Genomic DNA, 23,045 nt, shown 5'->3' with positions numbered 1-23,045 from the left:
CGTGATAATTCTCATTTTCAAGATAAAGAGTCAACAACTCCCGCATCGGCGTTTCGTCGTCTACAACAAGAATGGTTTGGCTGTCCATTTTTTCCTCCCCTCCTAAAAAAATCTGCTTTTATGCCATTTAACAATGTCCTAATGAAAAAAGGCATATATTATATCTACTCTCCAGGAACTATACTTTCTGAACTGTTTATTACCTATTGTAGACTATACAATGCTGAACATAAAAGCAGGCTCATTCCATAAATCCACACATTACCCTTCCCCAGCCTATTCTTAACTCATCTAAACGTAGTCAAACAATAGCAGACAATTGTGAATTTTTTGTTAGTTTTTTCATTTTATCTAATTATTTGTTAATACACATTACAAAAACGATTAAAAATAGATAAAAAGACCTAGCAAAAAACATATTTTATTCGCATTTTCATGAAATGCTATGACAAACGTAGAAATTAAACATTGCAGGGTAATAACGAATAAAGAAAGGATGAGCATGATGAATGGAGAAAATATTAAATTCTATCGTCAAAAGTATCAGCTTTCCTTATCGGAGTTAGCACGGTCAGCCAACGTATCGGTATCTTATTTATGTACGGTAGAAAAAAATAAAAACGCAAACCCCGGCCTGGTATTTTTATCCAAGTTATCTACAGCATTAAACGTTTCTACGCAGGATTTACTTTATGGACCCTTTCAGCGGCGTATGTAACGAATACAATTATATAAAAAAGCACGATGCCGAATTAAAGGCAGCTTAAAAATCATTTGGCAAAAGCCGATAAATAAAGAAAACGATGGATTATGGAAAGGGACTTTCACTCATGAAATGGGCTGCAGGGTTATTTATATTTATGCTTAGTGCTGTTTTTTTAGTAGTATTTGTTATCTCGCATCATCTGGAAAACGTAGAAGCACAAGAGAAGAAGGTATCTCTTCAAGAAAATAGTTCCACCCACGAACTGCACCCCGAATTGGCCGCCAAAAGAGACCGCTTGATTCGACGTACCAGTCAACGAGGTATCGATATTGTTATTACAGCCGAATACAGAACGGAAGAGGAACAAAACGAGCTCTACGCTCAAGGAAGAACGACCCCGGGACCTATTGTGACTACTTTACGCGGAGGAGACTCCTACCATAATTATGGATTAGCCTTTGATTTTGCTGTATTGGACGAAAACGGTCAGCATCATTGGGATATAGACCGGGACGATAATGGAAATGGTACACCCGACTGGGAAGAAGTCGGTCAAATCGGAAAGGACTTGGGACTGGAATGGGGTGGAGATTGGGAAGATCTTCAGGACCTTCCTCATTTCCAGGAAACGTTCGGGTGGAGTATTTCTGATCTAAAAGAGGCTAAGGCAACCGAATAAGCGATGGTGTAATAAGTGGCTGCTGCTCCCTTCCATCACTGCACGGAAGAAATGAAAAGGCAACTTTATTTCAAATGGATATACAAGGGTATAAAATAAGAGTATCAAAATCATTAGGAGGAGTTGTTATGATAGAGTGGGACCGGGGCATGATGGGCGGCGGCTAATAATCCGGTATGAGCCCCTGAGTTAGGATTAAAGAAACATTCCGTGTTATGTATGCATAGGTCTCATGCTTTTACAGTACTGGGATTCTTCGAAGTGAAATAAAGTCTATCTATCGAGCTGTTAATCATAATAGTCATAGGTTTTTGAAAGCGCATTCGCACATAAACAAAAATACATCCAGCTGGAAAAAGGAGACTGACAGATGCCTGCTAAACCTAACGTATCCATTCGAAGAAAACTTTTCATCGTTCCCGCTGCGGCCGTGCTGTCCGCTTTGTTCATAAGCGGTTGTGCTCCTGAAGAAGAGAGCGAAACGGAAAGCCCTCCCGTTGAAGAAGAAAACACAGCAAATGAAAATGAGGAAGAAACAGCGCAGGAGGCCGGTCCGCCTGATACCCCCTCCTCCTATGGCGTAAGCGCCGGCCACCCTGATGCGGTCGATGCCGGGATGGAAGTACTCGACCAGGGAGGAAACGCAGCCGATGCCGCGGTCGCTGCAGCATACGCCGTATCGGTCGTTGAACCATTTGCTTCCGGTATCGGCGGCGGTGGTTCCGTGCTGATCCAGGAACAGGGCGAAGCTCCGCAGGCTTATGATTACCGGGAAGTGGTGCCTGAAACCGGCATCCCCTCCTCTGATATCGGAGTACCCGGCTTCACAGCCGGCATGGCGGAGTTTCATTCGGACTACGGCGTCTCCGACTGGGCAGATCTGATCGAACCGGCTGTCACACTGGCGGACAGTGCTGAAGTGTCCGGGCTTTTGGCCGACCAGCTGGAATCGGGCGCAGACAGTCTGTCGCTTGAAGAGCTCGGTCATCTCTATCCGAATGGCAGCCCTTTGGAAGCTGGCAGTACAATGGAACAGACCGAGCTTGCAGAGACGCTTCGGGAGATCCGTGACAGCGGTGGCAGCACCTTTTATGAAGGAGAAGCCGGGGACTCATTGGCTTCGCAGATCGAAGGACTCGACGCTGCCTCTCTGGCAGCATTTGAAGTAGGCCGCTACGAGCCGTCGATCGGCACCTTTGCCGGATACGACGTAATCGGTGCCGCCCCGCCGCTTCCCGGCATCAGCGTTATTCAGATGCTGCAGATCCTCGAAGAACGGGACAGCATGGCAGCAGGACGGGAAAGCACTGATTTTATCCACGATACCGCCATGTCCTGGAAGCTGGCCTCCCAGTTTATTGAAACAGACTACGGCGACCCTGCTTTTGTGGACGTGCCGGTGGACCGGTTAACAGACCCGGAAGAAAACGCGGCTTTGGCTTCCGACATTTCCAGTGACAGCCTTGCTGCTGCCGATGAAAGACCATCTTACGCGGGAGCAGATCCGAACACCACTCATATAACAGTTGTCGATGCGGATGGAATGTTTGTGTCGATGACGAACACCCTGACAAACTTCTGGGGATCCGGTGACTATGCGGATGGCTTTTTCCTTAATAATCAAATGGACCGGTTCAGCATTGGCGAGGGAAGTCTTAATGCACCGGAGCCGGGCCGGCGGTCCGTCACGTGGTCTTCTCCTATGATTGTTGCCGATGAGAATGGACCCGTGCTTGGCATCGGCAGTCCGGGAGGCGAACGCATTCCTATTATGCTCGCTCAGGTTATCGCTGACTGGGCGGAGGAAGATACCACCTTGGCCGAAGCCGTCGAATCCCCACGCTTTCACCTGGAAGATAACACGCTGATTATGGAAGAGACGCCCGGGCCGGCGCAGCGCGACGAACTGCTCGCTATTGGGTATCAGGGAGTTCGCACTCCCCCCAATCCTCTCTACTTCGGGTCGATCCAGGCGTTGACGCTGGACCGTGAAACCGGAGAACTTTCAGGTGCCAGGGACGAGCGGCGCGAAGCAGACTGGCGGATCCATGACATAGAGTAAACCTGTTCTGTTATCTCCTTTTAATTAAATAGAAAGAAAATCTTCATCTTTTCTTCATATCTTTCTATTATCCTTGATAAGGGTTCTTTCACCCGCTTTTTTATGAGCACCTGCAAGACGTTTCCTTTTCAAGAAAGAAGGTGTTCCCGTGACACTTCCTGCACACCAGGATCAACGGATAGATATATTGGATCAAATACGGGGCGCAGCGTTATTCGCTATTTTTTTAGTTAATATCCCCGGCCTCGCATCGGTGGCAGATGCCGGGCCGTTTACGATAAACAGCTTCCTTGAAGCAGTACTTGCCATTGGCCTCGAAAACAGCGCCAGGCCGTTGTTTGCGTTTATGTTCGGCATCAGCCTCGTGCTTATATACGACCGGTTACGCACAAAAGACATCCAACCTTACCCTGTGTTAATACGGCGGCTGGGGCTGCTGTTTTTTATCGGAGCCCTGCACGGCTTCTTCGTGTGGGCCGGCGATATTCTCCTTCTGTATGCCGCCGCCGGATTTGTTCTTCTGCTGTGTATCAGACTGCCGGCCAAATGGCTGCTCGGCCTCGGTTTCTTCTTTTGGCTCGGTTATTCCACCGGCATTGATCTTCTCAACTACTATACAGCCCTTCAGATGCCGCCGGACAGCTGGCTTAAGGATACAGTGAACGTAGAGGCCTATCCTACCGGAGCCGAATATTTATTGATTGAATTTTCTTCCATGATTGATCATCTCGGCTATTTCCTGTTTGGCATGTACGCCTACCGGAGCGGCATTTTTTCCAGGCAGTGGGCCGGACGGCAGCAGAAATGGCTGATTGGGTCCGGGCTGCTTCTCGTTGGCTTAATCGGTAAAACGGGCATCTATTTTGACGTGGATGCCGTCTTTTTTCATCATTTAGATGATTTCTATTCGTTTCTCGTAAGCCTCGGGATTGCTGTCGCCCTGTTTCTGCTTGGCACCGGCCGCAGAAAAGCGGTGCTTCTTCCTTTTGCCGCTATAGGGAAATTGACGTTTACCCATTATCTGATGCAGTCGCTTATTATGGTCAGCCTGTTTCAGGAAAGCGGCCGGACCTTTTTTGAAAACCTTGGTATCTGGACCGCTCCAAGCTATGTGTCTGCTCTTCTTATCGGCCTGCTTTTATTCGGCCTCCAGATGATAGTCAGTCCTTTGTGGCTGAGAATCTTCTATTACGGCCCGTTCGAGTGGATATGGAGAATGGGAACCTATTTAAAATGGGTCCCTATCCTTCGTCGGCGGTCGTAAAATACAGCTTAGAAAAACGCCTTTCCGAATGGGAAAAGGCGTTTTTTGTTATTTCCAGAACAACACTTTTATTCTGCCTTGAGTAATTTTGCATTAATGGCAACGATCACCGTACTTAAAGACATCAGCACGGCACCGGCCGCAGGGCTCAGGAGGATGCCAAATGTATAAAGAACCCCGGCCGCTAAAGGCAGCGCAATAATATTGTAGCCTGCCGCCCACCACAAATTCTGAATCATCTTTCGATAGGTAGACCGTGACAGCTTCAGCAGCGCAACGACATCGTGCGGATCGCTTTTTACTAAGATAACATCCGCTGATTCAACTGCTACGTCTGTGCCGGCGCCAATCGCAATTCCCAGATCTGCGTTAGCCAGGGCCGGCGCGTCGTTCACTCCATCTCCTGTCATGGCAACTTTCAGGCCATCTCTTTGAAGTTCTTTGATTTTTTCTGCTTTTTCGTGAGGAAGCACTTCCGCATACACCTGGTCCAATCCGATCTGTCCACCGATCCAGGAGGCCACTTTCTTGTTGTCTCCAGTCAGCATGATTGATTGTACACCCATTTTCTTCAGCTCGGCGACCGCCTTTTTTGAACTTTCCCGCACCTGATCGGCAAGAGCGATCATAGCAGCAAGTTCCCCATCGACTAACACGAATACGACTGTTTTCCCCTGATCTGACAGGCGGCTGAAGGCGGCTTCGTCAATTAATATCCGCTCCTTTTTCATATATCCGGGGCTGACAACCTTCACGCTTTTTCCATCCACTGTTCCTTCCAGCCCCTGTCCGGTAAGAGAAGAAAAGGAAGAAGGAGAAACGATAGAAAGCTGTTCGTGCTCCGCTGCACGAACTATTCCCTGTGCAATCGGATGAGCGGATTCATTTTCAATTGATGCAGCCAGACGTAATATATCCTTTTTTTCTCCTTTTACTGCAGTAAAGTCAGTAATCGCAAATTCTCCCTTCGTCAGCGTCCCCGTTTTATCAAAAATGACGGCATCGATATAACGCCCTTCTTCGAAATTCGTGCGGTTGCGGATTAACAGCCCTTTCTTCGCTGACAGGCTTGTGGACACGGCTGTTACCAATGGTGCAGCCAGCCCTAATGCATGGGGACAGGCAATGACCATAACCGTCACCATTCGTTCAATCGCAAAATTAACGGAAAAACCAAATGCAATCCACAGTACCAGAGTAATCGTACCGGCAGCAAGCGCTATATAAAACAACAGTTTCGCCGCACGGTTAGCCAGATTCTGGGTGCGGGATTTCGATTCCTGTGCTTCCTGTACCATCGTGATCACTTGTGACAAATAGCTTTCTTTTCCTGTTTTCTCCACCTCAACTGTAAGTGATCCCTCTCCATTAATAGAACCGCCTATAATCATATCCCGGACCGATTTCCTCACAGGGACGGATTCACCGGTCAGACTGGATTCATCGACCTCTGATTCCCCTTTTCGAATCACCCCGTCCACCGGCACTTTTTCGCCGGGTTTCACGAGAACCATTTGACCGGCCGTCAATGCAGAAATCGATACATCCATGAGTTCCCCGTTATCCTGAAGCAGGTGGGCATTGGACGGCATAAATTTCACCAATTCCTCCAATGCATTGGAAGCACCCATGATGGAGCGCATTTCAATCCAGTGCCCGAGCAGCATGATAACAATAAGCGTTGATACTTCCCAGTACATATTATGGCCCGACACCCCAAACACGACGGCTGTACTGTAAAAATAGGCTACCGAAATGGCCAATGCTATCAGCGTCATCATGCCGGGGTTTTTCTGCTGCAGTTCTTCTTTGGTTCCTTTTAAAAAAGGCCATCCGCCGTAAAAATAAACCAGGCTGGCTAACACAAATAAAAGATACATATCTCCATTAAAACGCCAGTTTACCCCTATAAATGTTTGAATCATCGGAGAGATCAGCAGAATAGGAATAGTCAGCAGGAAAGATACATAAAATCTTTTTTTAAAGTCTTCCCCATGCCCGTGCTGAGAATGATCTGTTGTTTCGTGATGGTGTTCGTGTTCGTGTTCCATTATAAATCCTCCTTTGTTTAAATATACCCCTACACTGTATATGTATTTATTTTATTATATACCCCCATATGGTATATAAACAACCTTTTTTTATTATAAAAAAAACCTGAAAGCTCTTTTTCGAGCATTCAGGTTTTGCTTTCAATTATGAAGCGGCCTGACGACAGGCATCGGCGCATGTAAAGCAGGCTTTTGCACATTCCTGGCAATGGTCATGATCGTGCTTTTCGCATTCTTTCCCACAGGCTTCGCAGATCACCGCGCAGACACCGGCCAGTTCTTGTACGAACGGGCTGTTCCTTGCAATCGCCTGTTCAAGGTAGCTGCACATGTCCGCACATTCTCTGTCCAGACGGATACATCCGGCCATCATGGTAACGTCTTCTTCCCGCAGGCATTCGTCAAAGCAGTAGCCGCAGGCCTCCATGCACTCGTGCAGCGCGCTGATAAGTTTTTCGTGATTCATGTGTTATTCCTCCTTTTATTTTGTCGGTTATACGCCCCTTTTACCCCGGAAGTGTGAAGAAAGTATGAAGATCTGGATGTTTTTATAGATCATGCCGGAAACGAAACTTCACACAAAAACCATACACCCCTGCTAAAATGAAAGTATCTTGTATAAAGGGAGGCCAAAAAAAGTGGAGACTCCTATTCTAATAGTAGATGATGAAGCAAACATGCGGCAGCTGGTGACTATTTATTTATCCAAAGAAGGCTTTCAGGTTCATCAGGCAGCTTCAGGAGAAGAGGCCCTTGAACTGATACAGCATACCGCTTTTCGTGTTGTTATTATTGATATTATGATGCCCGGCATGGACGGCTGGACGTTATGCCGGATGATTAAGGAACGATATAATGCCGGCATTCTCGTGCTGAGTGCCAGAACGGAAGTCAAAGACCGGGTAAAAGGGTTGAACCTCGGCGCGGATGATTATTTAGTCAAACCGTTTGACCCGGAAGAATTAACGGCCCGGGTCCGGGCGATTATCCGGCGCAGCACCACCGCCCAGGAAGCTCCGGCTTCCCTCGTTCTGCCTGAGCTGGAAATTGTTTATGAAACACGGGAGGTTATCGTTCAAGGCGGTTCCGTGGAGTTGACTCCTACGGAATACATGATTTTGCTGCTCCTCGCGGCACACCCTAAACGAATTTATACCCGTGAAAATATCGTCGAGCAGGCCGATCGATACGAAGAGTGGCATGATTACCGGAAAGTAGATACCCATATTAAAAATGTACGAAAAAAACTACAGGCTGCCGGCCTGTCCTACAATCCCATTAAAACCGTCTGGGGCGTCGGGTACGCTTTCCACCAGCCAAAGGAACAAAACCAATGAATACCATATTTCTCAAACTGTTCGGATCGGTGCTGTTCTTATTTTTGATTGTGCTTCTGCCGTTCGGATTTGTCGTTCAGCAGATTTTCTTCACTTACAATGAATCCCACCTGCAGGAGGAAACGGCTGAGCTCGCCCGGCAGCAGGCGGATCTTCTGCCTCTTCTGGATGAACGCAGCCTTCCCCTGCTGGTTGATGCCCTGTCGGAAAATACGGCACGGGACATCGCTCTAACTGGAGCTGAGGGAACGATAGAGGCCTCATCCGGCATTGAAGGATTTACTGCGGTCAACCGGAACACAGCGGGCACATACCGCGATGAAACGGATGGCGGTGAATATTACTACGCCGAAGCGGAAGCCGAAGCCAATCCATTTCAGGTAACGTCCGTTTATGTCTTTTCGCCCCAGCATCTGCTTGGGGACTCCATGAATGATCTGCTGCTGGCCCTTCTCTGGGCCGGCGCAGGCTCCGTGCTGCTCGCACTTGGCTTTACATTTATTGCCGCCAGACGCCTTACCTCTCCCCTGCGCACCATGGAAAAGGCAGCCCGCCAGATGGCGATGGGAAATCTGGATATCCAGGTACCGGCTTCTTCCAAAGATGAGCTCGGCTCCCTTGCCCGTTCCATGAATGAACTGACACGCGATTTGAAGAAATTCCGCAACAACCGGAGGGAGTTTCTTTCCAATGTATCGCATGAGCTGCGCACCCCGCTTTCTTACGTGCAGGGATACAGCCGGGCGCTGAAGGAAGGCTGGTACCAGAATGACGCGGAAAAACAGCAGTATGTAGATTTGATACATGAGGAATCGCATCGGATGACCCGGCTCATCAATGATGTGTTTGAGCTGTCCAAAATGGAAGAGGATCGGTTCCCGCTTGCCTGGGAGCTCGTACAGGTCGAAGACATTGCGGCCGGCGCTGTGCAGAAAATACAGTCTCAGGCCCGCCGAAAGGGATTGAACGTCATATTTGACTGTGAGCAGGAGCTGCCCGCCGCGGCGGCTGATCCGCTGCGGATGGAGCAGATCTTTTCAAATATCCTGCAGAACGCTGTGGCTTATACAAACGAAGGCCGCATCAATGTAAAGGTGACCAGGCAGGGTCAAAAGATTGTATGCAAGCTGTCCGATACCGGAAAAGGCATAGAGCCTGAACATCTTCCTTATATTTTTGAGCGCTTTTACCGGACGGATAAATCCAGGGCCCGTGCTTATGGAGGAAGTGGACTCGGACTTGCTATTGCGCGGGAATTAACGGAGCTGCAGCATGGAACGATTTCTGTAAAAAGCACGGTTGATCAAGGCACAAGCTTTTTGATTCAATTTCCTGCGGCAGAGGAGGAAGAGCATTGAGAAAAAGAGAATGGTTTCTGGCTGTACTGCTTATCGTACTCGGCATTCACTGCCTGGTGATGCCCGGATTTATCCTGACCGGCTCCATGAATGTTCATGCTTATACAGCGCAGATCGTCCATATCTGCCTTTGGATCGGCGCTCCTATCCTCCTCACCGGAGTGATCTATATGTTTTGGAAAAAAAGAAAAGACAATAAAGGAGAACAGCTATGAGAAAGTGGTATACAGCTATTGGAGGAAGTTTGTTATTGTTTACAGCCGCCTGCGGAGAAAACGGGGAGCCTGCCGCTTCGGAACCGGAAGAGAAAGTAACCTTTTCCCACATTCACGGCGCAGGCTTTACTGCGGATGGCGATCATGCGCTTATCCCGGCCCATGACGGCCTGCGGAAACTGGAAAACGGATCCTGGACGGTGCCGGAAGGCGATGCCCATGATTATATGGGCTTTACGATGACCGACAGCGGCTTTTACAGCAGCGGCCATCCGTCCCTGCAGACCGATTACGAAAACCCGCTCGGCCTTGTAAAAAGTACCAATGAGGGCCGCTCGATCGAGATGCTCGGCATGGAAGGAGAAGTCGACTTTCATATTATGGATGCCGGCTACGAGTCTCATATCATTTACGCCGTGAACCCGGAACCTCATGACACGATGCCGGAAACCGGCCTGTACCGCTCGGAAGACGAAAGCAGCTGGGAACAGAAGCAGATGGGAGGGTTGGATGGAGAGATTCTATCGCTTTCCGCCCATCCCACGGACGTTGATAAGACCGCGGCCGGCACGATAGACGGCGTCTACCTCTCTGAGGATCAGGGCGATACGTTTGAGCCCGTTTCGACAGAAGCGCCTGTTCCTGCTTTAACCTTTTTAGCCAACGGCGATCTGCTGTATGCAGAGGGAACCGGCCCGGAGACGAAACTAAAAATAACGACAGACGGCGAACAGACAGAGGTTCCTGCGCCTGCCATTCAGGAAGAAGACAGCACAGGCTATATTGCCCAAAACCCGGAACACCCTGGTACGCTGCTTGTCACCACCATAGAACGGGATATCTTCTATACAGAGGACCTGGGTGATTCCTGGGAGCAGCAGGCGGAGGACGGCGAAGAGTTGTAATATAAAAAAACATCACCTGCGCTGCGCAGGTGATGCTTTTTAGTTACAGCGCTTTAACTTGTTTTACAAATTCACGGAGCATAGCAGGAAGGTCAGGCCAGGCATGGCCGGATACGAGGTTCTTGTCCACATAGTCCATTTCATCCATATACTCGGCGCCCATGCTCTGCACTTCCGGCTTGCAGGCATGATAAGCGGTAAGCTTGCGTCCTTTCACGACGTCAGCAATTGTAGTCAGCACCATGCTGCCGTGACACATCACGCAGATCGGCTTATCTTCTTTGAAAAAATGGGCGACAATGTCCGGCAGGTGCTCGTTCATGCGGATATGTTCCGGTGCCCGGCCGCCCGGGATAATCAGCGCATCGTAGTCAGATGCATTAATGTCGGCAAAGGCGACGTTGGCGTCAATGCCATATCCCGGTTTCTCCGTGTAGGTGTCCCAGTCTTCAAAATCATGAATAACCGTGTGCAGTTTTTTGACGCTGCCCGCGGCAATATCCACGTCAAAACCTTCTTCCAAGCAGCGATAGTACGGATAGTATACTTCCAGCGCTTCCACCGCGTCTCCTGTAACAATCAACACTTTAGGTGCTGCCATTTGTAAAACCTCCTTGTATTTATCGTTCTGCTTCTTATTTACACGTTTTGACTGATTTTAAACCTCTACTTCGACCGCTTTACGAATGGCCTGATCGAGGTCCTCAATAATATCTTCAATCGCTTCAATCCCAATCGACAGACGGATCATGCCGGGGCTCACGCCGGCTTTTTTCAGGTCTTCTTCGTTGAGCTGCTGGTGGGTCGTGCTGGCCGGATGAATGATCAGCGATTTAGCGTCGCCGATATTGGCAACGTGCGAAAACAAATTCACTGAATGAATCACTTTTTTCCCGGCTTCCATGCCGCCTTTAATGCCAAAGGTTAGAATCGCTCCCTGGCCTTTGGGCATCAGCTGCTGGGCCAGTTCATATGTCGGATGCGACGGCAGCCCGGCGTAGGAGACCCACTCCACGTCTTCGTGCGTTTCCAGAAAAGCAGCGACGCGCCGTGCGTTTTCACTGTGGCGTTCCATGCGCAGATGGAGCGTCTCCAGTCCCTGCAGCAGCAGGAAGGAATTAAACGGTGAGAGCGCAGATCCTAAGTCCCGGAGCAGCTGTACCCGTGCTTTAATAGCATAGGCAATCGGTCCGACCGCATCCGTATAAACAATTCCATTGTAGCTCGGGTCCGGTGTCGTCAGGCCGGGGAATTTATCGTTTGCCGCCCAGTCGAACCTGCCGCCATCAATCAGCATGCCGCCGATCGTCGTGCCGTGGCCGCCGATAAACTTGGTGGCCGAATGAACGACAATATCCGCTCCGTGCTCAAACGGCCGCAATAAATACGGACTTGGAACAGTATTATCAATAATCAGCGGAATCCCATTTTCATGGGCAATGTCTGCGACGGCCTGCATATCAAGCACGTGACCCTGGGGATTGCCGATGCTTTCTGCAAAGACGAGCTTCGTTTTGTCGTTGATCGCCTCCCGAAAGTTTTCCGGATCGGATGCATCCACGAAACGGACCGTAATGCCAAGCTTTGGAAGTGTCGTAGAGAATAAGTTATACGTGCCGCCGTACAGGCTGCCCGCCGAGACGATTTCGTCGCCGGCACCGGCAATATTTAAAATAGAGTACGTAACCGCTGCCTGTCCGGACGCCGTTCCTACCGCGGCGGCGCCCCCTTCCATTTCAGTGAGCCGCTTTTCCAGCACATCGGTCGTTGGGTTCATAATCCGGGAATAAATGTTGCCAAACTCCTGCAGGCCAAATAAATTGGCGGCGTGGTCGGTATCGTGAAATCCGTAGGACGTCGTCTGATAAATCGGCACGGCACGCGCCATCGTCGTTGGATCAATTTCCTGGCCGGCATGCACCCCCATCGTTTCGGGACGAAACTTCTTCTTTTTTTCTGTCACTCTCTCATTCCTCCTCTGGTTGGTCTCTTGTTTGTTTCGCCGTTCTACTTTTATTTCCTGCCAGTACGCAAAAAAACCGCTCCGGATCGCATCCGGGGCGGTTTTGATTAAATGAATTTGATGGAAATACGCTCGACGTCCTCTTTCACTTCTGCCGGCATTTTCTTTTCAAAACGCGGGTGAATGAAAAAATGGTCGTTTCTCCAGATTTCCATAATGTTGCAGGAATAAATAACGTCTCCGTTCAAGTTTTTCATATAAAAGGTCATGTGGGCGCGCTTGTTCAGATCGCCATAGCGGGTCCTGCCGTGATAGCGTGGGAAAGCAAATCCGTAGATATAGTCTCCCGCCTGCTTCTCGCCGTGTACTTTGTCCAGACTGATATTAAGCTGGATGCGATCTCCTGTTTTCATCATAACAGCTCCCCCCTTTCCAGATTAGTAACTTTCAGTAACAATCGGATGGCCTTGGCTGTGAGATGGTGGTCTGTACCCCTATCTTACTATATTTTGGGACTTAATGAAAACACAACGTCTATTTTTTCTTACCTGGCCGTGTTCTACCGTTTCTTGCCCGGCAGTGCCAGCCTGCGTCTTCTCCGGGTTTCCAGGCGCCTGAGACGTTCTTCAAGTTCCCTGTTTTTTTGTTTGACGCCGGCTTTGCTTTCCTTTCGGTGCAGGTCAATATGCAGATTCGGAATATCCACAACCAAAAGCGTCCATTTAAACAGCTTTACTTTCAGCTTTCCGTGAACGGACACCCGGCTTACCGGATCTCCGGGCAGGACTTCCTGCTGCACACGGACGATTCCTTCTTTTAAAGGCATGGTACCGCGGCCGTCAAATATCCGGCGGACAGCCGCCGGGCTTCCATCCGGATTCGGCGTGCCTTCCCTTAACACGAGACGTTTGGTTTTCCAGCTCTTCATCTTTTTTTCTCCTTTTTGACAGATTTTCTCTTTTTGCTTCTATTTTTCTAAAAACAGGGTATAAGAAGAAAAAAGGAGGTGCCGAGCATATATGGAAACATTTGAAACGTGGCTCGCCGCCGTAACCGATTGGCTCTGGGGCGTGCCGATGGCTGTGCTGTTACTAGGAATTGGCATTATCTTAAATATATATATCCGTTTTTTTCCGATCCGTTATTTTTTTCATGTAATCCAGCAGACCTTCGGCTCGATTTTCAAAAAAGAAAAAGCAGAAGGCTCGGTCACCCCGTTCCAGGCGGCAGCGTCCGCCCTCGCTTCTTCGGTCGGCGCCGCCAATATTGTAGGGGTTCCCGTCGCTATTACACTGGGCGGACCCGGCGCCATTTTCTGGATGTGGGTAGTCGCTTTAATCAGCATGGGAACAAAGTATTCAGAGATTGTGCTCGGTATGAAATACCGGATCAAAAACGAAAAAGGAGACTGGGTCGGCGGACCGATGTACTACATACGCCGGGGGCTTGGCTGGAACAAAGTCGCCTTCTTTTTCTCGTTTTTTCTCCTGCTGCAAATATTCGCAAGCATTATGGTACAGTCGAATTCCCTTTCCGAAACGGTCGAGGCTTCTTTTCAGGCCAACACTCTGTATACCGGAATCGGCGTAGCCGTGCTGATCGGCATTATCAGCTTCGGCGGCATTCAATGGATCGGCAGCGTGACAAGCCGGGTGATTCCGCTGATGGTCGTTTTATACATAGGCAGCGTATGCATTGTGTTATTTAACAACCTGTCTGCCATTCCGGAAGCGTTCGGCATGATTTTCTACTACGCATTTAATCCGATTTCAGCCGCCGGCGGCTTTGCCGGTGCCGGGGTCGCAGCCGCTCTCCGTTTCGGGCTCGCCCGCGGCGTTTATTCAAACGAAGCCGGTATGGGAACGGCTCCAATCGCCCACTCAACTGCGATGACCGATCACCCTTCCAAGCAGGGAATGTGGGGGATCGCCGAAGTATTTGTTGATACGATTGTCGTGTGTACGATGACCGCTCTCTTAATATTAACGACCGGGGTCTGGACGGGGGCGGCTGCAGATGATGCCAACGCCATGGTCGTTGACGCATTTGCAAGCGTCATGGGCGCCGGTGCTGCCGGCACGTTCGTCTCTATCGCCCTGTTCTGCTTCGTGCTTTCCACGATTCTTGTTATCGTTTTTTACGGGGAAAAGCAGGCGGAATATTTATTCGGCTTTACGGTGTCGATCGGCGTCCGGATGCTGTATCTGGCTGCTATCGTTCTCGGTGCAATCGGCGGGCTTCAGTTTGTCTGGCAGTTTCTCGACTTTATGCTCGCGCTGATTATTGTTCCAAACATTATCGCCCTGTTTTTCCTGCGGAAAGATATCGCCGAAACAACAAAGGATTATGTCAGCCGCTATTTATCAAAAAAATAAAGCCGAAGGCGTAAAATCCTTCGGCTTTTTGCGTAGTTATGAAAAAATCTCGTCAATTTTGCGGATTTCTTCTTCGGTCAGGGTCACGTCCCCTGCTCTTTTGTTGTTTATTACCTGTTCCCCGCGCTTGGCTCCCGGAATAATTGCATCCACGGAAGGGCGCGTTAAATACCAGGCGAGAACGACATGCGCCACTTCTTCGCCTTTGGCATCCGCAATTTCGCGTACTTTTTCCACTTTTTTCAGGTTTTCCTTAAAGGCTTCCCCTTGAAAGCTCGGACGGCTGTTACGGATATCTGAAAACGTTGTGTTTTCATCGTATTTGCCGGCAAGCAGGCCGGATTCCAATGGGAAATATGGAATAAACGTAATATTCTGCTGCTCCGTGTACGGAAGAAGGTCTTTTTCCGCTTCACGGTTTAAAAGGTTGTACTCTGCCTGCAGCACATCGACATCTCCATGCTTATTCGCTTCTTTCAGCTGCTCGATCGTGAAGTTGGATACACCGATTGAACGGATTTTCCCTTCTTCCTTGAGCTCTCTTAATGCCTGAACGGCTTCATCCTTCGGCGTGTTTTCATCCGGAAAATGAATATAGTACAGGTCAATATAGTCGGTCTGCAGGCGGCGCAGGCTGTCTTCCACCGACTGCTTCAAAAAGGCGGGCGAATTATCCATCGTTGTCTCATCGCCTTCAATCTTATGAGAGCCTTTGGTGGCCAGAATAATATCTGCCCGGTTGTATTCTTTCATCACTTCTCCAACCAGCTCTTCTGAACGCTCCGGTCCGTAAATAAAGGCGGTATCCAGAAAGTTCATGCCGTTGTCCAAAGCGGCGCGCACCACATCTTTTCCCTGCTCTTCATCAAGCATGTCCGGATAAATATTATGACCGCCTACAGCGTTTGTGCCAAGGCCGATCGGATGAACAGCAAGCGTTGATTTACCAAGTGTTACGTGTTCTGCCATGTTTTCATCTCCCTGATTGTTATGTCTCTCTTCCTATTTATCACCAATTGGGATATTGTAAACATGTTATACCGCTTTAATGTCGGCCCGCTTTGTTAATATTCTGATCAGCGCCGCTATGAACAGAAAAAGCAGCGTACTGAATATGACTGACACGACAAGGGACACTTCCACCGATGCCAGCACAGAAATAAATTGAAACATAGAATTTTCCACCTGCCAGAACAGATCGGTTACGGCTATCAAGCCGATTCCTACAAAGGTGAACAGAAGACCGATGAACCAGTGAAACCGAAAGAAAGAGGCGCTGATAAACCAGCCGATTGCATAATACAGAATAAACTGGAAAAAGGAAGTAAGCAGCTGCGCTGTGAAATGCAGCGTGCTGCCGGCTGCCGGCTGGGTCCATGCAGTAAAGGATGCCACCAGAGTTTCCAATCCGTAAATCAGGCCGAACACCGCCGTCATTGCAGCTGCCAAAATGACCCCTGCTCCCATTGTGCCGAAGAAATAGTCCCTGCGGCTGACGCCATTGGATACGTAATAGCGGATCAAACCACCCATTGATAAAATACCGATGATCAAAAAGTAAATGCGGGCGGAACCTCTTGAATTTTCCAGCAGAGCCCAGTTTATTTCTCCATTTCCCGACCACGTGATAAAGATACTGACCCCGATATAGATGGTTAGATAAATCGCCAGAAACCAAAGGCTCCATCTTCCTATAATGTCAAAAGAGATTTTACCGACAAGTACCTTTTTATCTGACATGTTCCCCCGCTCCTTCCGTTAAATGAATAAACAGCTCCTGCAGGGCGACCGGCCCTAATTCCAGATTTTCTTCTTTTGCCTGCTGCTTTTCCTGATCGGACAGTACCGCATCAATCATGATCGACATCGTGCTGCCCAGCTGCTGTTCTTTAAGACGCTTCTTTCCGTCTGTAAATGCGAGTACTTTGTCTTTTGACCCGGTTACGGTTGTGCCCCGCTCCAGCAGCTGTTCTTTATTTTGATGCAGCAGAAGCGCTCCGTCGTTAATAATCAGTACTTCTTCAATCAGACCGGCCATTTCCGATATGAGGTGGGTGGAGAGAATAATCGTCCGTGGATGCTCCATATAATCCTTCAGCACTTCTTCGTAAAACAGCTCCCGCGCCGGGGCGTCCATACCGAGGTATGCTTCATCAAATATCGTGACCGGCGTCCGCGAGGCCAGGCCGTCCACCACCTGAACCGCTGATTTCAATCCTTTGGACAGATCTTTGACTGGTTTATTTACCGGAATGTTAAACCGCCGGCATAAATAGTCGGCATAGTTGTGATCATAGTTCGGGCGGAAGGCTGCATTCATTTTCAGCCACTTTTTCACTTTTTCCGTTTCATCTTCGAGGTTGGAATCGTACACAAAAGCGATCATTTCCATCACGGATGCATTCTCAAACGGTTCTTCCCCGTTCACCGTAATCCGTCCGCCTTTCGGTTTCCGAAAGGCTGCCAGCACTGAGAGGAGCGAGGTTTTTCCTGTGCCGTTACGCCCAAGCAGTCCGTAGATTTTATTTTCTTCGAGTTCAAAGGACACCTGCTCCAGTACGTTCTTCGAGCCGTAGCCAACACTTAGATTCTCCGCCTTAATATGCATGGTTACCGCTCCTCTCTTCTTTTCATTTCTATCATCATTTTGTAAATATCATCGGCACTGATGCCCAGCCTGCCTGCTTCCTGAAGCATTCGGCTTACATATTCTTCCATAAACGTCTGTCTGCGCGCTTCCAGCAGCTTTCCTCTTGCTCCGTCTGCAACAAACATGCCTACTCCCCTTTTCTTGTATAAAATTTGATCGTCTACAAGCTGGTTCATGCCTTTGAGGACAGTGGAAGGGTTAATCTTGTAATACGCTACGAGCTGGGTGGAAGAAGGCGCCTGCTCTCCTTCTTTCAATTCTCCATTCACAATCTCATCTTCAATCATCCTTGTGATCTGCTGAAAAATCGGCTTGTTTTCATCCAATGTGGGCCTCACTGTGGGAACACCACCTTTATGTTATATGGTTAGTTGGTTGTGTAATTAACCATATAACTTTATTTGTTTTTTGTCAATTCTTTTGGCATAAAAAAATACCCGAAACGCTTTTCAGCGTTTCGGGTATCGTTCTACCGATGCAGTTTTACAAACATAACCGGACATAAAAAGGTTTCTTTGATGGCGCCGTCTTCTTCTTTTTCGAGAAGCAGAAGATCCTGGCTGAAATCATTTCCAACCGGAATAACCATTTTCCCTGTCGGCTTCAGCTGCCGGAGCAGCGCTGAAGGCACAGAAGCGGCCGCGGCTGTCACTATAATCCGGTCAAAGGGAGCATATGCCTCCCAGCCGTCGCTGCCATTGCCAAGCTTGTATTCAATATTGGAAAACCCTGCTTCCTTCAGCCGCTGCTTCGCTTTTTGATACAGGGGCTCGATCCGTTCCACCGTATAGACTTTCCTGCAGAAGGCTGCCAGCACGGCTGTTTGAAAGCCAGAACCCGTACCGATCTCCAGTACACGCAGATCGGGGCCCGGATCCAGCTCTATCGTCATCTTTCGTACAAGAGAAGGCTGTGAAATCGTCTGGCCGTAACCAATCGGTGCGGCCGCATCCACTGCGGCCTGCTCTTTATATTCCTCCATATAAAAGCTCCGGTCCATTTCTCTCATATAAGCAGTTATCGCTTCTTCCATTGATTTCATACCCGGCTGCTCCTTTCCAGAGTATAAAAAAACACCAAAGCCTCTACGCTCCGGTGTTTGCTGCATGCAAAGAAACCCTCACTATTGGCTTTTTTCCAGCAGAACAGGAGAGAGAGATCTATTTATTTGGTTCAGCTTTACTTGTCTGTGTCCAGACGGTTCTGTTCAGGGTTCACATCTTTTACTTCTTTACGCTTTCCTTGAAAAGCTTCCAATTCTTCTTTTGACGGAAGGCCGACATGCGCTTTAATGTTATATTCTGCCCGCATGGCTGGTTTTCCGTCCTCTTTTCCACCGATGGTGCGTTCTTCCACGCGATGTGCCTGGGATTGATTCTGGTTTTCCAAATCCTTTACGATGCGGGTGACGTCTTTTAGAAGATCATTCAATCTCATTGTGTTTCACTCCCTGCTTTTAGTCGCTAAGGTCTTTGTTCTTTATTTGCTGGATTCTTCGGTTTCTTCCTGCTTCGTTTCGTTTGCTTCTTCCAACTGGCGGATTCTTTCATGAAGCGCCTTGTTTTCCTGAACAACTTCCATAGCCTGGGAGGAATAATGCGGATCGTGTCTCCACCAGTCAATGCCCATTTCTTCAGCTTTATCAACAGAAGCGACAAGCAGGCGGATTTTGATAGTCAGCAGTTCTACTTCCGCGATGTTGAGCTTGATATCTCCAGCGATAACGACCCCTTTGTCCAATACGGTTTCCAGCACATCAACAAGGCTGCTGCTCCCGGAATTACTTGCATTTACCTGGGCCGGACGGTTACTAGCTGGATGGTGACGATCATTACTAGCCATTTAACATTCTCCTTTAAAGCTGATTTTCGTGCTGTGTTCTTAAATGAGGTTTCCGAGCGGGCCAAGATCAATATTTAAATCATCATCGGTCAGTCCGAAAATCACTTTCATTTCTTCCATTTTCTCTTCAAGCTGCATTAATGCAATACCAAGCTGTTCGATCTGTTCATCGGACAAGTCGCCGCCTTCTACCCGGCGCATGGCCTGGCGCTCCACAAGCTGTCGGAGAAGTTCAATAACGGTCATGACGATTTGGGAAAGGCCTTCATCAACTTTATCCGGATCCAGCGAAATGCGGCCGGTCGGATTGCTCGTCTTCAGCCCGGTAAGATCTGGTGTATCTCCCATATGGACGTCCTCCTTATTTTACTTCCTGGATCGTTCTCTCGTTTTCGACGAGGGAGCGTTTCCGGTTATCCTCCAGCTTCTGAACCGAAGCGAGAAGGACACTTAAATCAAGGTATACTAATTCAATATCGGCAATGGAGATGGTTAAATCTCCGCGGATCACTACTCCTGTTTCAAGTACCGTGTCCAGAATATCCAAAAGCGTGATATCTTTATTTTTTAAATCGAGGCTATCTTCCCGCATTGTCCTTTTCCTCCCCCTTCGCAGCGAAGTCCGAGAAGTGATAAGACGGCCACGGACCGGTCATTTCAAAATAAAAACCGGTGTCATGATCCTCGGCGTACTGTTTTTCTGCTTCCACATAATCAAGCAGCGCCTTTTTCCCATCTGCATTTACAAGGTATACGCTGTTCAGGCTCATATCTTCGTCACGTCCGGTTACTTTACGTTCCCAGTTCTTCTTCACGTCGGTTGCTTCACTGAGTGACTTTAAATGATCATGGAGCTCCTGGCAGTAATCCCTGATTTTTTCGATTGCTTTTTCTTCTGCAAAATTAGCGAGCTTTTTTTTCTCAAAAAATTGACGGCCTTTCGGCATCGCTTCAATATCAGCTTTTTTCTGTTCCATTTCTTCGCTGTTTTCCACAACGTTGTTCATGAACTTGTCTTTTGCCGCATATACTTTCAGGTTCCATTCTTCTTTGTCGGACAGCCGTTGAAACTGTTCCATGATGGTTGCCTTTTTTTCGGAAATCATCGCCTGAAACGTGTCTTCTGTTTCAAATATGGTGCCGAACTTCAGTGGAATAACCGTATAGTTTTCGTGCAGTTTGTTCATTAATTCATGGTGATGAAAGGCTTTCACCTGCAGCCACTGCATATCTTCCACTTTACGCTGCAGCCTTGCTTCAGAGTAAACGTCCTCCGGCACGCGGCAGGTCACAGCGGTAATATCGCCGTGTACTTCGTACTGTATCATTTCCGGGGGCTCAATACCTTCCAGCTCCGGCATCGGGTTGTCAGTAAACTGCCCTGATGGTACGAAGGCATACAAGTAGATTAGTTGATTGCTTGCTTGTGCTGTATCTTCCACCTGTGTTTCCTCCTTATTCCTCCAGGCTTTCTCTCAGCTCCCGCTGCTCAATTTCTTTCGCTACGCGGTAACGGAGCAGAAGTTCCTCCTCCTGTTCGAGGTAAAGTTCTTCGGGTATTTCATCCATCTCAAACATCATCTGCAGGTTCGCCAGTTTCTGTTGGATGGTCTTTAGATCGTAATATTCCTTATCCACTTCATCTTTGACTTCCTTGCCGATCATAATCAGCAGATCGATGGGCCAAGTGAATGCTTTGGTTATCATATTACGTCGCACCCTTTGCTGTTAATTTAATATCTATAAAGTTATAGGCCGGCCAGGGGCCTGTGTATTTAAAATCAGCACTGTCCATCCATTTATTATAAATCTCATTGAGCTTTTTCTCAAATGCTTCCTCCTGGTCTTTATCAAGTAGAAAGGCAGCATTAAGAAGCATCCGTTCGTTAATTACTTCGTTACTCTTCGCAGCATCGGCAATATCGGCAAGCGGATGAAACACTTCTTTTTCAAAATCTTCATGAAGCCGGATCATAAATTTGTGGGCGGATTCACCCAGCTGCATCCGTTCATAGTAGGCTGCGTCTTCAGGCTTGGACTGCGCCTTTGATTTTAATTCTTTCATGCCCGGCTGCTGGCTTACTTTCTCCGACAGCCATTCTTTTTTCCCAATAATCTTTAAACCTACTTCAAATTTATTGCGGATTTTCGGAAAAATTTCATCGAATTGATCCTGAAGCTTTTCCATTAGAATATGAACATCTTTTTTGCCTTCCAGCACGTTGCCAAAGCTCATCGGTATAATATCGTACCGCTCCATTACCTTTGTAACAACATCCTGATGCGACTTCAGGTTCTTACGGTTTGGTTCGTATACATCAACCGGCGCATCGGCAACGACCATAGCGTATCCGTCGCGGTTTACCGTGTATACATCTCTCTCTTTTTTCAGCAGTGTTATCGTGCCGAACTCCTGCGGGGAGTCCGCTTCAATAACACAGAATAGATATACCCCTTTTTTCCCACTCACAACGGCTACCTCCTACAGCTTCTTCAGTTCCTGCTTCAATAATTTCTCTGTTTCTTCGTTGCTCTTATGGCCTTTCGCTCCGTAGATATAAGCGCCCAGCACATCCTGGCATACAAAGAAGAAATCATCATCTTTTGTATTCACGTTAATATCACTCTTGCTGCTTATTTCAGCTATCATAACGGAGGCACGGAAACTTGGTGATGGCTTGTCTTCTTCTTTACAAATCTCTTTTACCCTCGAAACGATTTTGACGATTGTTTTTGCATCGCCTTCGGATATTTCCGTCCGGTCTGCAAGCACTTCTGCCTGTCTGTCAATATCCTGTTCCTGCATATGAATCGTGATCAGGCGATCTGCAAGCGCATCCTGGGTTTCATACACGCCGACATACTCTTCCGGATTACTTGTAAAGATCATCTTAAAGTCTGGATGAACGTTAACAAACGTGTCTCTCTGCTTTACTCCGTATAACGGCAGAATACCTTCCTGCAGAATGGATAAAAACAGGTTGTTTGTTTCCGGCATGGAACGTGTAAATTCATCATAAATAACGGTATAGCCTTTTGTTACGGCTTCATACAAACGACCACCGCTCCACTGCTCTTTTACTTCGTCTTCGCGTTTATACACGGTACGAACGTAGTTATCGATCAGGCGCTTGCTTTTATAGCCTACATATCCACCAAGAAGGTCTACGTTGGATAAATCCCTGTTACCGTTCAACAGTACGACCGGCTGTCCGAGGCGGCTCGCTAACTGCAGGGCAAGAGATGTTTTACCGACACCGGCAGCTCCTGTGAAGTGAACCGGGAATCCAGCATGAACATAACGTTCTGAACGATCCAGCAGACTTTGAAGCTCTTCCGTCTGAACAAAGTTTTCGAATGTTCGAACCATTTTGTCATTTTCATCATAGACCGCTTCCTGCTTATCAGACTGATCGGATGAAGGATTCTTTTTTCTGCTGGTAGTATTCGTGTTTTTTGAACGGGTGGCTGGCGATGATTTAGCTGAATCAGACGAAGTATTCTTTGAACTGGATGAGGATGACGAGCTGCCTTTGGCTTTGTTCGAGGATGATGAGGCATTCGAGCTGCTTTTCGGGTTGGATGTTTCTTCCTCTGTTTTACTCTTGGATTGTTCTTCCGTTGCTTTTGCAGGCATC

Annotated in this window: 29 protein-coding genes; 10 read left to right on the top strand and 19 right to left on the bottom strand. The window is 48.2% G+C overall.

Features of this window, described 5'->3' with window-relative positions; genetic code table 11:
• From AC5W14_RS11665 to AC5W14_RS11645, 5 genes are all read left to right on the top strand, one after another.
• On the top strand, positions 1 to 252 hold a 252-nt coding region (locus AC5W14_RS11665; protein WP_496194482.1), incomplete at its 5' end, for a hypothetical protein.
• A 193-nt stretch (positions 253 to 445) separates the two neighbouring features.
• Entirely contained in the window at positions 446 to 718 is a 273-nt protein-coding gene (locus AC5W14_RS11660) for a helix-turn-helix domain-containing protein (protein WP_496194481.1), read from the top strand.
• Positions 719 to 803: 85 nt separating this feature from the next.
• On the top strand, positions 804 to 1,385 hold the full coding sequence (locus tag AC5W14_RS11655) for a M15 family metallopeptidase (protein WP_496194480.1): 582 nt from the start codon (positions 804 to 806) through the stop codon (positions 1,383 to 1,385).
• 370 nt (positions 1,386 to 1,755) lie between these two features.
• Positions 1,756 to 3,447, top strand: coding sequence for a gamma-glutamyltransferase (locus AC5W14_RS11650; protein ID WP_496194479.1), 1,692 nt, complete (start codon positions 1,756 to 1,758; stop codon positions 3,445 to 3,447).
• Positions 3,448 to 3,595: 148 nt separating this feature from the next.
• Positions 3,596 to 4,711, top strand: a complete 1,116-nt coding sequence (locus AC5W14_RS11645) for a DUF418 domain-containing protein (RefSeq protein ID WP_496194478.1) — start codon at positions 3,596 to 3,598, stop codon at positions 4,709 to 4,711.
• A 68-nt stretch (positions 4,712 to 4,779) separates the two neighbouring features.
• Here AC5W14_RS11645 and AC5W14_RS11640 read toward each other — a convergent pair whose 3' ends face one another.
• Positions 4,780 to 6,762, bottom strand: coding sequence for a copper-translocating P-type ATPase (locus AC5W14_RS11640; RefSeq protein WP_496194477.1), 1,983 nt, complete (start codon positions 6,760 to 6,762; stop codon positions 4,780 to 4,782).
• Between the two features lie 145 nt (positions 6,763 to 6,907).
• The gene (locus tag AC5W14_RS11635) at positions 6,908 to 7,228 is read right to left on the bottom strand and encodes a four-helix bundle copper-binding protein (protein ID WP_496057735.1); all 321 of its coding nucleotides are present in this window, start codon (positions 7,226 to 7,228) and stop codon (positions 6,908 to 6,910) included.
• Positions 7,229 to 7,400: 172 nt separating this feature from the next.
• Here AC5W14_RS11635 and AC5W14_RS11630 point away from each other — a divergent pair, with 172 nt between their 5' ends.
• The 4 genes from AC5W14_RS11630 to AC5W14_RS11615 are packed head-to-tail and all read left to right on the top strand — an operon-like array spanning position 7,401 to position 10,577.
• Positions 7,401 to 8,099, top strand: a complete 699-nt coding sequence (locus AC5W14_RS11630) for a response regulator transcription factor (RefSeq protein ID WP_496194476.1) — start codon at positions 7,401 to 7,403, stop codon at positions 8,097 to 8,099.
• The gene (locus AC5W14_RS11625) at positions 8,096 to 9,457 is read left to right on the top strand and encodes a HAMP domain-containing sensor histidine kinase (protein ID WP_496194475.1); all 1,362 of its coding nucleotides are present in this window, start codon (positions 8,096 to 8,098) and stop codon (positions 9,455 to 9,457) included. The genes AC5W14_RS11630 and AC5W14_RS11625 overlap by 4 nt, the downstream gene beginning before the upstream one ends.
• Complete coding sequence (locus AC5W14_RS11620; protein ID WP_496057738.1) at positions 9,454 to 9,672, top strand: hypothetical protein; 219 nt, start codon at positions 9,454 to 9,456, stop codon at positions 9,670 to 9,672. Before AC5W14_RS11625 ends, AC5W14_RS11620 begins: the two co-directional genes overlap by 4 nt.
• Entirely contained in the window at positions 9,669 to 10,577 is a 909-nt protein-coding gene (locus AC5W14_RS11615; RefSeq protein WP_496194474.1) for a F510_1955 family glycosylhydrolase, read from the top strand. Before AC5W14_RS11620 ends, AC5W14_RS11615 begins: the two co-directional genes overlap by 4 nt.
• A 43-nt stretch (positions 10,578 to 10,620) precedes the next feature.
• Here AC5W14_RS11615 and AC5W14_RS11610 read toward each other — a convergent pair whose 3' ends face one another.
• From AC5W14_RS11610 to AC5W14_RS11595, 4 genes are all read right to left on the bottom strand, one after another.
• Positions 10,621 to 11,178, bottom strand: coding sequence for a DJ-1/PfpI family protein (locus AC5W14_RS11610; RefSeq protein ID WP_496057740.1), 558 nt, complete (start codon positions 11,176 to 11,178; stop codon positions 10,621 to 10,623).
• Positions 11,179 to 11,235: 57 nt separating this feature from the next.
• Complete coding sequence (locus AC5W14_RS11605; RefSeq protein WP_496194473.1) at positions 11,236 to 12,540, bottom strand: homocysteine synthase; 1,305 nt, start codon at positions 12,538 to 12,540, stop codon at positions 11,236 to 11,238.
• Between the two features lie 107 nt (positions 12,541 to 12,647).
• Entirely contained in the window at positions 12,648 to 12,956 is a 309-nt protein-coding gene (locus AC5W14_RS11600) for a hypothetical protein (protein ID WP_496194472.1), read from the bottom strand.
• Positions 12,957 to 13,099: 143 nt separating this feature from the next.
• Positions 13,100 to 13,468: a hypothetical protein gene (locus AC5W14_RS11595; RefSeq protein WP_496194471.1), complete on the bottom strand. Its 369-nt coding sequence runs from the start codon at positions 13,466 to 13,468 to the stop codon at positions 13,100 to 13,102.
• A 91-nt stretch (positions 13,469 to 13,559) separates the two neighbouring features.
• On the opposite strand from AC5W14_RS11595, the gene AC5W14_RS11590 reads away from it, so the two are divergent.
• Positions 13,560 to 14,915 carry an alanine/glycine:cation symporter family protein gene (locus AC5W14_RS11590; protein ID WP_496194470.1) on the top strand — a complete coding sequence of 452 codons (1,356 nt, stop codon included), beginning with the start codon at positions 13,560 to 13,562 and terminating at the stop codon, positions 14,913 to 14,915.
• Positions 14,916 to 14,951: 36 nt separating this feature from the next.
• Here the strand turns inward: AC5W14_RS11590 and AC5W14_RS11585 are convergent, their stop codons facing one another.
• From AC5W14_RS11585 to gvpN, 13 genes are all read right to left on the bottom strand, one after another.
• A complete protein-coding gene (locus AC5W14_RS11585) occupies positions 14,952 to 15,884 on the bottom strand; it encodes an aldo/keto reductase (protein WP_496057745.1) in 933 nt (310 codons plus the stop codon).
• Between the two features lie 66 nt (positions 15,885 to 15,950).
• Positions 15,951 to 16,655 carry a hypothetical protein gene (locus AC5W14_RS11580; RefSeq protein ID WP_496194469.1) on the bottom strand — a complete coding sequence of 235 codons (705 nt, stop codon included), beginning with the start codon at positions 16,653 to 16,655 and terminating at the stop codon, positions 15,951 to 15,953.
• Positions 16,645 to 17,523 (bottom strand): ATP-binding cassette domain-containing protein, encoded by an 879-nt coding sequence (locus tag AC5W14_RS11575; protein ID WP_496194468.1) that lies wholly within the window; start codon positions 17,521 to 17,523, stop codon positions 16,645 to 16,647. The genes AC5W14_RS11580 and AC5W14_RS11575 overlap by 11 nt, the downstream gene beginning before the upstream one ends.
• Before the next feature lie 2 nt (positions 17,524 to 17,525).
• Positions 17,526 to 17,903 carry a GntR family transcriptional regulator gene (locus AC5W14_RS11570; protein ID WP_496057748.1) on the bottom strand — a complete coding sequence of 126 codons (378 nt, stop codon included), beginning with the start codon at positions 17,901 to 17,903 and terminating at the stop codon, positions 17,526 to 17,528.
• 131 nt (positions 17,904 to 18,034) lie between these two features.
• The gene (locus AC5W14_RS11565) at positions 18,035 to 18,607 is read right to left on the bottom strand and encodes a protein-L-isoaspartate(D-aspartate) O-methyltransferase (protein ID WP_496194467.1); all 573 of its coding nucleotides are present in this window, start codon (positions 18,605 to 18,607) and stop codon (positions 18,035 to 18,037) included.
• A 137-nt stretch (positions 18,608 to 18,744) separates the two neighbouring features.
• Positions 18,745 to 19,002: a hypothetical protein gene (locus AC5W14_RS11560; protein ID WP_496057750.1), complete on the bottom strand. Its 258-nt coding sequence runs from the start codon at positions 19,000 to 19,002 to the stop codon at positions 18,745 to 18,747.
• Between the two features lie 42 nt (positions 19,003 to 19,044).
• Complete coding sequence (locus AC5W14_RS11555; RefSeq protein ID WP_496057751.1) at positions 19,045 to 19,407, bottom strand: gas vesicle protein; 363 nt, start codon at positions 19,405 to 19,407, stop codon at positions 19,045 to 19,047.
• Between the two features lie 39 nt (positions 19,408 to 19,446).
• The gene (locus tag AC5W14_RS11550) at positions 19,447 to 19,755 is read right to left on the bottom strand and encodes a gas vesicle protein K (RefSeq protein WP_496057752.1); all 309 of its coding nucleotides are present in this window, start codon (positions 19,753 to 19,755) and stop codon (positions 19,447 to 19,449) included.
• Between the two features lie 13 nt (positions 19,756 to 19,768).
• A complete protein-coding gene (locus tag AC5W14_RS11545) occupies positions 19,769 to 19,999 on the bottom strand; it encodes a gas vesicle protein (protein WP_120191656.1) in 231 nt (76 codons plus the stop codon).
• Positions 19,986 to 20,849 carry a GvpL/GvpF family gas vesicle protein gene (locus AC5W14_RS11540; RefSeq protein WP_496194466.1) on the bottom strand — a complete coding sequence of 288 codons (864 nt, stop codon included), beginning with the start codon at positions 20,847 to 20,849 and terminating at the stop codon, positions 19,986 to 19,988. Before AC5W14_RS11540 ends, AC5W14_RS11545 begins: the two co-directional genes overlap by 14 nt.
• Positions 20,850 to 20,862: 13 nt before the next feature.
• Positions 20,863 to 21,114 carry a gas vesicle protein GvpG gene (locus AC5W14_RS11535; RefSeq protein WP_496057754.1) on the bottom strand — a complete coding sequence of 84 codons (252 nt, stop codon included), beginning with the start codon at positions 21,112 to 21,114 and terminating at the stop codon, positions 20,863 to 20,865.
• 1 nt (position 21,115) lies between these two features.
• A complete protein-coding gene (locus AC5W14_RS11530; protein WP_496057755.1) occupies positions 21,116 to 21,877 on the bottom strand; it encodes a GvpL/GvpF family gas vesicle protein in 762 nt (253 codons plus the stop codon).
• A gap of 12 nt (positions 21,878 to 21,889) precedes the next feature.
• Complete coding sequence (gene gvpN, locus AC5W14_RS11525) at positions 21,890 to 23,044, bottom strand: gas vesicle protein GvpN (protein ID WP_496194465.1); 1,155 nt, start codon at positions 23,042 to 23,044, stop codon at positions 21,890 to 21,892.
• Between the last annotated feature and the right edge of the window lies 1 nt (position 23,045).

It is taken from the genome of Sinobaca sp. TMA16-18 (genome assembly GCF_059510535.1).
The sequence above is the reverse complement of the archived record's forward strand: the minus strand, read 5'-3'. Positions and strand labels throughout refer to the sequence as shown.